The organism is Actinomyces sp. 594 (assembly GCF_019325145.1).
Lineage (GTDB): Bacteria > Actinomycetota > Actinomycetes > Actinomycetales > Actinomycetaceae > Actinomyces.
The window spans coordinates 96,972-109,837 of the sequence record NZ_PIZC01000038.1; the positions used below are offsets into that span (position 1 = coordinate 96,972).

The window sequence follows — 12,866 nt, forward strand, 5'->3', positions numbered from 1 at the left end:
GGCGCGGCCGAGCCCGCCCGCAAAGCCTCAACCACAACGAAGCCTCAGCGAAGTCTCAAGGAAGAGAGAGAAGAGTAATGACTGTTCGCATTGGTCTCATCGGCGCCGGCGGCATGGGCCGCGCCCACCTCGCCCGCATCACCAACGACCTGTCCGGCGGCAAGATCGTCGCCGTGGCGGACATCAACCACGATGCTGCAGTGTCGGCCGCCGAGCCCTACGGGGCGAAGGCCTACCACACCTCCGACGAGCTGATCAATGACCCCGATGTCGACGCCGTCGTCATCGCCACCTTCGGCAAGGTGCACGCTCCTGACGTCATCAAGTGCATCGAGGCCGGCAAGTACGTCCTGTGCGAGAAGCCGCTGGCCACCACCGCCGAGGACTGCCTCAAGATCATGCAGGCCGAGCAGAAGGCCGGCAAGAAGCTGGTCACCGTCGGCTTCATGCGCCGCTTCGACGCCGCCTACAACGAGATGAAGGCCGTCCTGGATGCGGGGGAGAACGGGCAGGCGCTGCTGGTCCACAACCGCCACCGCAACCCGTCGGTGCCGGAGTCCTACACCTCGCGCATGGCCATAGATGACACCGCCATCCACGAGATCGACACCATGCGCTGGCTGCTGGGGGAGGAGATCGTCAAGGTGCGCGTCGAGCGCCCGAAGTCCACCACCCACCGCTTCGACCACCTGATCGACCCGGTCGTGGTGGTCATGTACACCGAGTCCGGCGTGCGCATCGACGACGAGGTCAACGTCAACCTGCAGTGGGCATACTCCATCGAGTGCGAGCTCGTGCTCGAGACCGCGGCGGTGCGCCTGGGCGACCAGGAGAAGATCCACATCCGCGACGCCTACGGCAACCGCAACGCCATGTGCCAGTCGCACATCGACCGCTTCCAGGGTGCCTTCAACCGCGAGTTCCAGGAGTGGATCAACGCCGTCGCCCGCGACGAGCACACCGGCTCCACCTCCTGGGACGGCTACGCGGCCACCTCCGTGGTCGACGCCGCCGTCGCCTCGCTGGAGGACGCCTCCTCACCTCTGGTTGACGTCACCCTCATCGACAAGCCGGACTTCTACGCCTGACGCTGGCCGGGACGCAACCACCGAAAGGAGAGGCCTCATGGTCGATATCGCCCTGGATCCGAACATGTACTACCTGAGCATGTCCACTGCGGACACCCTGCACAAGGCCGCGCAGCTCGGGTTCAAGTACGTGGAGCTCTCGCCCAACAACGAGTTCCACCTCTGGCACCACTACCCCAAGGCCGACCGGGCCTTCATCTCCGAGCTCAAGCAGGCGGAGAAGGACTCCGGCGTCAAGGTGCGCACCTTGAACCCGGTGTTCAACTGGTCCTCGCCCGATGAGGCCGAGCGCCAGGCGCAGGTGCGCAACTGGCGGCGCCTGCTAGAACTCGCGGACGCCCTGGACGTGCGCGACATCGTTTCGGAGTTCTCCGGCGACCGCAACCTCGCCAGCCGTTCCGAGCAGCAGTGGTACAAGTCCATTGAGGAGCTGATCCCGCACTTCGAGAAGTACGGCATCCGCCTGAACATGGAGGCGCACCCCTACGACTTCGTCGAGCTGCACGACCGGGCGCTCGAAATCGTCCGCTCGGTGGACAAGGACTGGCTCGGCTACGAGTACTGCTGCCCGCACACCTTCCACCTGTCCGACGGCGCCGGCGACGCCGACCGCATGATCCGCACCGCCGCCGCGGCGGGCAAGCTCCGTGAGGTGCACGTCTCCGACGGCTTCAACCACCGCATCAACGACGGCAACCGGTACATCGTCAATCCGCCGGGAGCAGATGTGACCGTCCACCAGCACAATGCCATCGGTAACGGCGAGGTCCCCTGGGACCAGGTGTTCGGCACGCTGCGTGAGGTCGGCTTCGACGGTGTGGTATCCGTGTGCATCTTCGGCTGGCACGAGCGGGCCGACGAGTACAACAAGGCCGCGCTGGAGCGCCTGACCCAGGAGCTCGGCGGCTGATCCGGGGACGGCTGCTGCGCTGCGCGCCCAGCAGCCGCCCCGCCCGCACCCCGCAGTGTGCGGGGCTGCCGCCCGCTGCGGCGGCGCGGCCCAGGTCCGCTAGCGCCTGGAGGCACTGCGCCGACAGGCCGCCAGGCGCATATCTCAAATCCCTCATCAACCCGATCCTCACACGTGGGACGATTCCCTCGCACAATTTGTCCTGACAATTTCATGGTAATTGTGCTACCGTGAAGCCCACCGTATGAGTCGACAAAGGAGTCAACGTGTCACACAGTCCAACCGCCAGCGCCCCTCCCGGAGCGACTAAGCTGCCCCCGCTGACGCCGGGTCCCTACCGCGCCCGGCTGACTGTCGTCGCCCTGATCGCCACCCTGGGCGGTCTGCTCTTCGGCTACGACACCAGCGTCATCAATGGTGCCCAGAGCTTCATGGTCAGGCCCGATCAGCTGGACCTGACCGACTTCGGCCTGGGCATCGCGGTCAGTTCCCTGCTCTTCGCCAGTGCCGTGGGTGCGCTGACTGGCGGGCGCATCTCGGACATGATCGGCCGCAAGACGGCGATCACGCTCATGGCGTCAATGTTTATTGTGGGCGTGGTCGTGGTCGTCACCGCAGTCAACCTGCCAATGCTGGCCTTTGGGCGGGTCATCCTGGGGCTGGCCGTGGGCTCGGCCTCCGTGGTGGTGCCGGTCTACCTGGCGGAGCTCGCACCCTATGAGATTCGCGGGTCGCTGGCCGGACGCAACGAGATGATGATCGTGACCGGCCAGCTGCTGGCCATCATCATGAACGCCATTATCGGCAACGTCTGGGGCAGCCAGTACCCGTGGGTGTGGCGGGCCATGTTTGCGCTGGCCGCTGTGCCGGCAATCCTCCTGCTGCTGGGGGTGACGCGTCTGCCCGAGTCGCCGCGCTGGCTCGCCGACAAGGGACGTGAGCAAGAGGCGCTCGAGATTCTCGACGACCTGCGGCCTGAGGGACGCGCCAAGCCCGAGCTGGCTGAGATCCAGGCTGCCAGCAAGGAGGAGGCCAGCCGGGTCAACATGAGCGTTAAGGAGATCTTCTCCAACAAGAACCTGGTGCGCATCGTCCTCATCGGCTGCGGAATCGGCTTCTTCCAGCAGACCACGGGCATCAACTCCATCCTCTACTACGGGGAGCGGGTGCTGGAGGAATCCGGTTTCAGCACCGGGGCGGCCCTGATCGCCAATATCGCCCCGGCCACGATCTCGGTGATTGCCGCGGTGATCGCCCTGCAGATGATGGACCGCTTCTCCCGGCGCAAGACCTTCCTGTGGGGCTACGCGTTGGTTGCGATCACCCACGTGCTCATTGCGACTGCGGCGAGCGTGCTGCCGGAGAACGACGTCAAGCCCTTCGTGCTGCTGGCACTGATCGTGTTCTTCGTGGGATCGATGCAGCTGTGCCTGAACGTGGCTACCTGGGTGACGTTGTCGGAGATCTTCCCGCTGAAGATGCGCGCCTTCGGTATGGGGCTGTCGGTCTTCGTCCTGTGGATGACCAACTCCTTCCTGAGCCTGGCTTTCGCCTCGGTCATCTCGGCGATCGGGCTGTCCATGTCCTTCCTCGTATTCGCCGTGCTGAACGTCATCGCCTTCGCCTTCTTCTTCATGTTCGTGCCCGAGACCAAGGGCCGTACGCTGGAGCAGCTGGAGGCGGATGTGATCAGCGGTGAGCTCTTCAAGCGCCGCAAGTAGCGAGCAACCGGGATAACTGAATCCAGCGGCGGAGCGTCGGCGCTCTGGTGCCGCGACGCGCCCCGCCCAACTGCGGGGTCGGCCACTGCCGGGTGCAGTGGTCGGCCCCGCATGCATGCGCATGCCGCGCGTGGTCGGGGCTGGCGGGTTCGGCATTTGCGCCGGGCGGGCGGGTTTCTCGGGTCTGGGGCGTGGTGATCGTGCTCGGGGAACGCCTCCTCGGGCCGGCGAGGTCGTATTCGCCGCGCGGGGGTCGTTTTGGGGCTCGCGGGGTCGTATTCGGGTGAGTGCACGGGGTCGTTCTCGGGCTGATGAGGTCGCATTCGGGCCTACGAGGTCGTACTCGACCACCCCACACCAGCCGAATACGACCTCGTACGCCCCAAACCCTCCACATCGTGGAGGGTTTCGGGCTGATGAGGACGTTTTCGCCGGGCGGAGGTCGTACTCGGGCCGGCGAGGTCGTATTCGCCGGGTGGAGGTCGTTCCCGGGGGCGCGGGTCGTCACCGTGCCCGGTGGGTTGACGCCGTTCCGCGCGGTTTGTGGGGCTGATCACACAAGTCGTTGTTGTGGCGGGCGAGTCCCAGCCGCGGCGGCGAAGCGCGTTGTGGTCGGTGAGCCGTCAAACGCAAGCCACGAGTGTGGGCCCGGCCGTGCGCGCCCGGGTCATCGTGCACGCGCCGCGCATGCCAACCACCACCCACCGCCTCCGTCTGCCAGCCGCACCCAAAGACACGAAGGGTCGTTAATCGCCTAGCATCTACGCGTCCTCTAACCTGCGTACCTCGGCAGGTTCCCCAAGGAGTTATTAACAATGTCCACAACGACTCTGGCTGCCGGTGAGTACAGCCGCGCGAAGATTCAGGAGCTGGTCGACCAGACCCCGCCGTCGGGCAGGAAGCGCTCGCTGGGCGCGATCGCTGTCGTTGCTACCCTGGGATCCCTGCTGTTCGGTTACGACACCGGCGTGATCTCCGGCGCCCTGCCATACATGTACCTGCCGCGCACGGCGGACGGGCTGGCCCTAACCACCACGGAGGAGGGCTGGATCGGTGGGCTGCTGTGCATCGGTGCTGCGCTGGGCGCGTCCGTAGGCGGCAAGCTCTCCGACAAGTACGGTCGGCGCCACAACATCACCCTGCTGGCCATCATCTTCCTGTTCGGCGCCTTGGGCTGCACGTTCGCGCCCAACATCTGGATCCTGTACCTGTTCCGGGTGATCCTCGGATTCGCCGTCGGCGGGGCCTCAGCAACCGTGCCGGTCTTCCTCGGTGAGACGGCACCCAAGCGTATCCGCGGCACCCTGGTTGCGGTGGACCAGATGATGATCGTCTTCGGACAGTTCCTGGCCTACTCCATGAATGCGATCCTGGCCCGGATGTACGGCGGCCCGGAGGTGACGGTCTCGCGCGATGTCGTCAACAGCGCGGGCAATACGGTCGCGCGGGCGGGTGATGCCGTCGCCTGGGAGAGCGTGCAGAACTTCGCCGACGTCATGGTCAGCTCCGGCAACGGCGTGACTTGGCGCTACATGCTGGTATTGGCGTCCCTTCCGGCCGTCGCCCTGTGGATCGGCATTCGGCTCATGCCCGAGTCATCTCGGTGGTACGTGGCCAACCTGCGCATACCGGAGGCGATCGGCTCCCTCAAGCGCGTGCGCAACGAGGCCAAGGACGGCCCCATTGCCGAGGAGATCGACGAGATGCTGCAGATCCAGCGCAAGGAGGCCAACCAGGAGAAGTGGAGGCTGTCCCAGATCTGGAGCACCCGATGGACGCGCCACCTGCTCATCATCGGCATCATCCTGGGTCTGGCCGATCAGCTGACCGGCATCAACACCGCCATGTACTACACCCCGAAGGTGCTAGCCGCCGCGGGGCTGCCGATGAGTGATGCCATCTCGCTGAACGTGGTGTCCGGAGGCGTGTCCTTCATCGGCTCGGCGGTCGGGTTGTGGCTGGTCACCAAGTTCGCCCGCCGGCACGTCGGCATCTACCAGGAGACCAGCATTGTGGTCTCCCTGGGGCTATTGTCGGCGGTGTTCTTCTTCCTGATCCAGCCCTACCAGAACGCCGACGGCGACATCGTGGGCGCCCCGACCTTCGCGCCCTTCCTGGTGCTGATCATCGTGAGCCTGTTTGTATTCGCCAAGCAGTCGGGGACGGTCACCTGGATCCTGATCGCTGAGATCTTCCCCAGCAAGATCCGCGGCACCGCCATGGGGCTGGCAGTCGGTGCCCTGTGGATCGCCAATGCCATCGTCGCGATCGTGTTCCCGATCATGATGGACAGGCTCGGCGGCGCGGGCACCTACCTGGTGTTCTGCCTGATCAACGTGGTCTCGCTGATCTTCTACATCAAGTTCGTGCCCGAGACGAAGTACGACTCCCTGGAGGAGTTGGAGGAGCGCTTCGAGCGCGAATACAGCTGACCCCCGCTGCCTCGGCCGGTCCCGGCACCACTGACGTGCCGGGATCGACGCCAACGACGTGCCCGGCTGCCCGTGCGCGCAGGAAGGCGCGAGTCGATCTTGTAGTCGTGGGTAGGCCGAGCGTTCGCGCCCCCGGAGCCGAGCACCTAGACGATGGAGGAGGTGCGGACGACTAGGCGGCCCGCGACCTGAACGTCGTTGGGTGGGGGAGGTGCGTCGGGGTGCCGCGCGAGTGCGGCCGCCCGCTCGACGACGAGGCGCACCGCCGCCTCGGCCATCTGCTGGTCCGGCTGGTTCAGGCTGGTTAGGGCGAACTCTGAGCGGCGCGCCAGGTACGTGTTGTCGTAGGAGACCAGCGGAATGCGCCCCGCCCCTTGGCGTCCCAGTTCCCGCAGCACGGCGACGGCGTCGATGGCGAGCATGTCATTGTGCGCGATCAGCCCCATCTGCGGCGTGCCCACGCGCAGCAGACTGCGGATGGCGGCCCCGGCGTCATCGGCACTGGCCTCCTCGGTGGTAAGTGGCAGGCCCACGTCACCGGCGGTCCGGGCCAAGGCCTCCTCCCGGGCCAGGCGTGAGGCGTCGTCGCCGATGCGGGGGGCCACGTAACCCAGGGAGCTGACCCCGCGCGAGGCCAGGTGGGAGACGATCTGCCCGGCGGCCTGTCGCTCGTCGATGTGGACGGCGTCGACGTGCCCGCCCGGTGGGAGCCGACCGATCAGGCAGGTGGGCGCTTCCTGCCCCAGGGCGACCAGCTGCGCGTCGGTGAGCCACGGGGAGACCAGGATCAGTCCGAGCACCCGCACGCCTAGCAGGGATCCGATCGCGCGCCGCAGCCGGTCCTGGTCCTCCGCACCGACGGTGACGAAAACGGTTAGCCCCTGCGCGGCCGCGGCCTCGTCCAGCGAGCGGGAGACCTGCTCGAAGAAGGCGTTGCGGAGGTTGGGAAGTACCAGCCCAATCGTGGTTGAGCGCTGGCGCGCCAGTGCGGAGGCCGCCGTGTTGATGCGGTAGCCGAGCGAGGCGGCCACCTGCAAGATATGCGTGCGCGTGTCCTCGGCAACCTTGGGCGAGCCGCTCAGCGCGAGGGAGACGAGGCTGCGTGATACCCCGGCAGCCGCGGCGACGTCGGACTGGGTGACGTCTTGACCGCTGGTAGGCATGGTGTTCCCTCTCCTCCGCCAAGGTGCGGACGGGAGGGACTTTAGCGGACGAATGTGCTAGTGGGGCAGCGGTGCGCGCCTAACAAGGCGCATCTGCGCAAGAGGACGCCGTCCACCGGGCATGCCTCGATGGACTCCAGGTGTGGGCCGCCCGCGCCATGCGCTAGGCGCGCGTGGGGGAGTGCTTGCGGGAGCCGAGGACGCTTGGCCAATATGTCCTGACAAATGATTGTTGTGGTGATAGGCTCGGCCTAGGCCTTGCGCCGGGGCGCGATCGTCGCGTCCGCTTCGAGAGGGATACCCGCATGACGAGCAACGATGCAGTCCAGAACACCACCATCCCGGAAACCATGCGCGCCGCGGTGCTGCGCGATCCCGAGGTCGGCCTCCAGGTAGAAACCATCCGTACCCCCCACCCGAAGAGTGGGGAGGTGCTGGTCAAGGTTGCCGCGTGCGGCCTGTGCCACTCCGACCTGCACGTGATCGGCGGAGCCATCGCCTTCCCCAAGCCCGCCGTGCTCGGGCACGAGGTAACTGGCACCATAGTTGAGCTTGGGCCGGGTAATGAGCACACCGGCTTGGAGGTCGGCCAGAACGTCGCCGGCGGCTTCCTCATGCCCTGCGGCCAGTGCGAGGCCTGCGCCTCCGGGCGCGATGAGCTGTGCGGGCCGTTCTTCGACCTCAACCGTCTCAAGGGGGTTCTCTACGACGGCACCACACGCCTGTCCACGCTTGAGGGCGACCCCATCTACATGTACTCCATGGGCGGCCTGGCCGAGTATGCGGTCATCCCAGCCACCTCGGTGGCCCCCGTGCCCGACGCGCTCGACCTGGTCCCCGGAGCGATCCTCGGCTGCGCCGCCATGACCGGCTACGGGGCTGTGCGACGCGGCGCCGACCTGCGCTTTGGGGAGACCGTCGCCGTCGTCGCCACCGGCGGGGTGGGCACCAACATCGTTCAGGTCGCCCGCGCCTTCGGCGCCAGCCAGGTCATCGCCATCGACGTCTCCGATGAGAAGCTTGCGCCCATGCCCGGATACGGTGCCACCGCTGTGGTCAACTCCGTCACTCAGGACGCCCGCGAGGAGGTTCTGAAGCTCACCGGCGGCAAGGGCGTCGACGTCGCCTTCGAGGCACTGGGCATCCCCGCCACTTGGAAGACCGCCCTGGACGTGCTGGCCGACGGCGGCCGCATGGTCCCGATCGGCCTGGGCGCCGGCGTGCAGACCGCCGAGGTCGAGATCAACCGCACCGTGCGCCGCTCGCAGAAGATCCTCGGCTCCTACGGCGCCCGCACCCGCCAGGACCTGCCGGCCGTCGTCGACCTGGCCGCCCGTGGCGTCATCAATTACAAGGACGTCGTCTCCCGCCGCTTCTCGCTTGAGGAGGCGGGTGCCGGGTACGAGGCCCTGCGCAACCGCCAGATCCAGGGGCGTGCGGTTGTGGATATGAGCCTGTGAGATAGGCGCGGGAGGAACTCAGTCGATGCTGCGTTCCCCGGAGGCGGGTTGATTCACAGGGATGTTGTTGCGGCTGTGCCGCAGAGCGGCAGATGAGAATGCCAGTCCAACGAGTCCCAGTAGGATGAGGGCGCCTCCGGGGAATGTGATCTCCCAGAAGTAGTCCTGGGCGAGCGCAGGCGCTCGTGTTATGGACCAAACGCCGCCGAGGAAGCCCAGGCTGCCGGCGCCGGCCAGTATGGAGACGCCGTGGATCGCGGTGCGCAACAGGCGTCGCGCTGACTCCCAGGGTGTGAAGATCTGAACGACGGGCAGTGCCAACCAGGCGGAGTATCCTGCCATGCACCACAATGCCGTCATGCGCAACGGGGAATGTGCCATTGCGCCAAGCAGGTGCCCCATGGCGAGCAGCACTACAGCGATCCATACTGCGGCGCAATAGGCGATGAGGAGGGCGTCATTCCTGGTGAAGCCCGTGGTGCTGCGGTTCCGCCGGGAGACGTCGGTGAAGAATCCGTGAATCATGATGATGGCGGCTCAGTACTGGTGCCGGGTCCGCTGCCCGTGTCGCGGGCCGCGGACCCGCCGAGGAGTGGGCTCAAACGCTGAACAGTACGGACTCGATGTAGGCGCGGGCCTTGGCCCCGTACTCGTGGGGGTTGGCGATGGCCGGGTCCTGCTCGGCCTCCACCAGGATCCAGTCCCGGTAACCGTGGTCGATCAGGAACTTGTAGGGATCGGTGAAGTCGATCATGCCGTCACCGGGAACGGTGAACATGCCCGCCAGGAAGGAGTCCAGGAAGGACCGCTCCAGCTGCCTGGACTCCTCCAGCTTCTCCGGGCGCACGTCCTTGAAGTGCACATGCGCCACCCGGTCGATGGTGGCCTTAAGCAGGCCCATGACGTCGCCGTCGCCTACGAAGGCGTGGCCGGTGTCGAACAGCAGGGAGACCTTGTCCGGGTCAGTCAGCTCCATGAGCCTGACGGTCTCGGCCTTGGTCTGGATGACGGTGCCCAGGTGGTGGTGGTAGACCAGGGTGAGCCCGTGCTCCCTGGCGATCTCGCCCAGGCGGTTCAGGCCGGCGGCCAGCACCGGCCACTGCGCCTCGGTGAGCACCGGCTTGTTGGTGAAGATGCATACGTCGCGCTTGCCCTGCACGGAGCCGGTCTGCTCGGAGACGACCACGCGGGTGGCGCCCAGGAACTGCAGGTACTCGCAAGTGGCGGTGAACTCCGGGATGACGGCGTCCACGCCGTCGCGCACGATGAAGGAGGAGAACCACTGGGCGACGATGGCGATGCCGCGGGCGTCGGCACGCTCCTTAGCTACCTCCTTGGCCGGGAACCAGCCGGCCACTTCGGTGCCGCGGTAGCCCAGGTCCGCCAGGTCCAGGAGCATGTCCTCCAGGGTGTTGAAGGCGCCGACCTCCTTGATGTCGTCGTTGCGCCAGGCGATGGGGTGCATGCCCCAGGTGATGCCGTGGGGGTCGTTGATGGCGGTGGCGGGGTCGAGGCGGAAGCTCATGAGCGATCTCCTTTGATGCGGTTGGGTTTGATGCGGTTGGGAACGTGTCTGTCTGGTTGTTGCGGTTGCTCGGGCTCAGGCGTCGAAGGTGGTGCGGCCCTGAACGCGGGCGACGTCGTGCCACTGCCCGTCGGCCGCGGAGGCGACGACGGCGGCGTCGACCTCGGCGGCGCACCAGGCGTCGGCGGCAGAGGGGGCGTGCTGCTCGCCGGTCAGGACGGACCGGACGAATTGGGCGGCCTCAATGGACTTCAGGTCGTCGAAGCCCATGGAGGTGCCGATGGCGGGCTGGTAGCGGTGCCACTCGCCCCAGGCGGGGCCGGCCATGGCGCGGCGGTAGCCGTGCGTGGGCCCGCCGTCCACGCCCAGGCAGACCTCGAGCTCGTTGAGCCGCTCGAAGTTCCAGCGGGCCGAGCCCTGCGTGCCGTAGACCTCCACCACGTACTCGGCGCGCGGCCCCACGCTCACGCGCGAGGACTCCATCGTGGCCACGGCGCCGCCTTCGAAGCGGGCGAGCATGCCCACGTAGTCCTCGTTCTCAACCTCGCCGACCTCGTCGCCGATCTCGAAGCCGGAGTGGCCGATGCCCATTTTGGTTGGTATGGGGCGCTCCTTGATGAAGGTGTCGGTCAGGGCGGTCACCGAGGCGATGCGGCCGATCAGGTACTGGGCCAGGTCCGCCCCGTGGCTCATCAGGTCCGGGACGACGCCGGCGCCCGCCTTCTCCCTGGAGGCGCGCCAGGTCAGCGGGCTGCGGGGCGAGGAGTTGTAGTCGGCGATGAACCAGATGCGGGCGTTGGTGATGCGGCCGAGCTTTCCGGAGCGGATGAGCTCGCGCATGTACTCAATCGCCGGCGCGTGCCGGTAGTTGAAGCCGACGGCGGTGACCAGGCCGGCGGCCTCGGCGGCGCGGGCTATGCTCTCCGACTGCTCGGCCGAGGTGCCCATGGGCTTCTCGATCCAGAACGGCTTGCCGGCCTCTACGGCGGCCAGGGCGATCTCCTCGTGGAGGAAGTTCGGAGAGGCGATGGAGACAATCGCAACCTCCGGATCGGCCAGCAGCTCGCGGTAGTCGGCGTAGGCGCGCTCGAAGCCCAGGTCCTCCACAGCGGCCCGCTGTGCTTCCTCGATCGGGTCGGCGGCGGCCACGAGGCGGGCCTCAACTTCCAGTTCCGGGAAGCGCTCGGACAGGGAGCGGTAGCTGCGGGCGTGTAGGCGGCCCATCCAGCCCAGTGAGATGACCCCGACTCCCAGCTTGCGTTTAGTGGTCATAGGTGACTCCTTTGTCGGTTGCCGCGACCGAAACGTCGTCAGCGCCCAAGGCAACCATTGAGGTAACGCGTGTCAGCAGCGGTGTACAAGCAGTCTATGGATGAGTATTTGTCCTGTCAAGCGCCGCTTTGTGGGGATGGCTTCGGGGTGAGGCCGGTGGGGTAGACGGGGTTGGTGCGAGTCGGTGGTCGGCGCGATGGCTCAGTGGCGTGCCGTGGAGGAGCGTTCAACCAGCCGGGCCGGCACCACGCGACGAAAGCCGGAGATGTCCCCCGGATTGAGTAGGGCCTCCAGCGCCCCGGCCGCCAGCATGTCCGGGTTCTGGTCGATGCTGGTTATGCGCAGTTCGATGCCCTCGGCCAGGGGGGTGTTGTCGTAGGAGGAGACTCCGAGCTGGAGGGGGATGCTTAGCCCGTGCCCCAGCCCCGCGGCGATGGCGTCAATCGCCAGTAGGTCGTTGTACGCGATCAGTCCCAGTGGTCCTGTGCCCACCTCCAGGGCTTGTGCGATGGCCGCGCCCACGCCCGCGTCGGCGCTGACCTCGGTGAGGCCCACCCCGGCCCGCGCCGCGGCCTTGCGGCACTCCTCAACCCGCTCCCCAAGGATCGTCTCCCGCAGCCGTGCGGCGGGGGAGAGGAAGGCCAGGCGGGTATACCCCTGCGAGGTCAAGTGCTCCACGGTCAATCGGGCGGCGTCGGCCTCGTCGAGCCGCACGGTCGCGATTCCTGCCGACTCCGGCAGGCTGCGGTCGATCACGCACAGACGGACTCGCCGACCCAGGTCCCGCAGCTCCGTGGCTGTCATGGAGGTGCCGGGGAGGATGAGTCCGGCCGGGCGCAGGGACAGGACGTCGTCGATGGTTGAGCTCTCCAGGTCCTCGCCCAGGTCTGAGGCCAGCGCAACCAAGGTGTAGCCGGCCTGCCTGGCCCGCCGCCGCAGTGCCCGCAGCAGCAGGCCGAAGAAGGGGTTGTCCAGGTAGGGCACCACCACCGCCAGGCGCCGGGACTGGCGGGCCGCCAGCTCGGCCGCCGCCGCATTGGGGTGGTAGTCAAGGCGCGCTGCGGCGTCCAGGATGCGGCGGCGCGTCTGCGGAGACATGCGGCCTCCGCCCTTGAGTGCCAGGGACACGAGTCCGCGGGACACGCCCGCCGCGGCGGCGACGTCCTGCTGCGTGGCGTGTGGTGACGCCGGGCGAGATGAGGCTGTCACGGCGTCACTCCTTGAGGTGCGGGGCCGGGAGGGGGTGCGGGAGGCGGTGTAGGCGGTGCCAGGATAGGCCGTGCACTGTGGCGGGT

Annotated in this window: 10 protein-coding genes; 5 read left to right on the forward strand and 5 right to left on the reverse strand. The window is 67.1% G+C overall.

From position 1 onward, the window contains the following. Positions 1-77: 77 nt before the first annotated feature. From GZ998_RS06255 to GZ998_RS06270, 4 genes are all read left to right on the forward strand, one after another. A complete protein-coding gene (locus tag GZ998_RS06255; protein ID WP_219109360.1) occupies positions 78-1,088 on the forward strand; it encodes a Gfo/Idh/MocA family protein in 1,011 nt (336 codons plus the stop codon). Between the two features lie 37 nt (positions 1,089-1,125). Continuing rightward, a complete protein-coding gene (locus GZ998_RS06260) occupies positions 1,126-1,998 on the forward strand; it encodes a sugar phosphate isomerase/epimerase (RefSeq protein ID WP_219109361.1) in 873 nt (290 codons plus the stop codon). Positions 1,999-2,264: 266 nt separating this feature from the next. Beyond that, complete coding sequence (locus GZ998_RS06265; protein ID WP_219109362.1) at positions 2,265-3,719, forward strand: sugar porter family MFS transporter; 1,455 nt, start codon at positions 2,265-2,267, stop codon at positions 3,717-3,719. A gap of 815 nt (positions 3,720-4,534) precedes the next feature. Continuing rightward, the gene (locus GZ998_RS06270; protein ID WP_219109363.1) at positions 4,535-6,151 is read left to right on the forward strand and encodes an MFS transporter; all 1,617 of its coding nucleotides are present in this window, start codon (positions 4,535-4,537) and stop codon (positions 6,149-6,151) included. Positions 6,152-6,297: 146 nt separating this feature from the next. On the opposite strand, the gene GZ998_RS06275 is transcribed toward GZ998_RS06270, so the two are convergent. Further along, positions 6,298-7,314, reverse strand: coding sequence for a LacI family DNA-binding transcriptional regulator (locus GZ998_RS06275; protein WP_219109364.1), 1,017 nt, complete (start codon positions 7,312-7,314; stop codon positions 6,298-6,300). A gap of 305 nt (positions 7,315-7,619) precedes the next feature. Here GZ998_RS06275 and GZ998_RS06280 point away from each other — a divergent pair, with 305 nt between their 5' ends. Next, the gene (locus GZ998_RS06280) at positions 7,620-8,774 is read left to right on the forward strand and encodes a zinc-binding dehydrogenase (protein ID WP_219109365.1); all 1,155 of its coding nucleotides are present in this window, start codon (positions 7,620-7,622) and stop codon (positions 8,772-8,774) included. Positions 8,775-8,792: 18 nt separating this feature from the next. Here GZ998_RS06280 and GZ998_RS06285 read toward each other — a convergent pair whose 3' ends face one another. The 4 genes from GZ998_RS06285 to GZ998_RS06300 form a co-directional block, all read right to left on the reverse strand. Next, a complete protein-coding gene (locus GZ998_RS06285) occupies positions 8,793-9,299 on the reverse strand; it encodes a pre-mRNA-splicing factor (protein ID WP_219109366.1) in 507 nt (168 codons plus the stop codon). Between the two features lie 73 nt (positions 9,300-9,372). After that, positions 9,373-10,299, reverse strand: coding sequence for a myo-inosose-2 dehydratase (iolE, locus tag GZ998_RS06290; RefSeq protein WP_219109367.1), 927 nt, complete (start codon positions 10,297-10,299; stop codon positions 9,373-9,375). Between the two features lie 75 nt (positions 10,300-10,374). Then, on the reverse strand, positions 10,375-11,571 hold the full coding sequence (locus GZ998_RS06295; RefSeq protein WP_162679680.1) for a Gfo/Idh/MocA family protein: 1,197 nt from the start codon (positions 11,569-11,571) through the stop codon (positions 10,375-10,377). Positions 11,572-11,772: 201 nt separating this feature from the next. Beyond that, positions 11,773-12,780: a LacI family DNA-binding transcriptional regulator gene (locus GZ998_RS06300; protein WP_308807177.1), complete on the reverse strand. Its 1,008-nt coding sequence runs from the start codon at positions 12,778-12,780 to the stop codon at positions 11,773-11,775. Between the last annotated feature and the right edge of the window lie 86 nt (positions 12,781-12,866).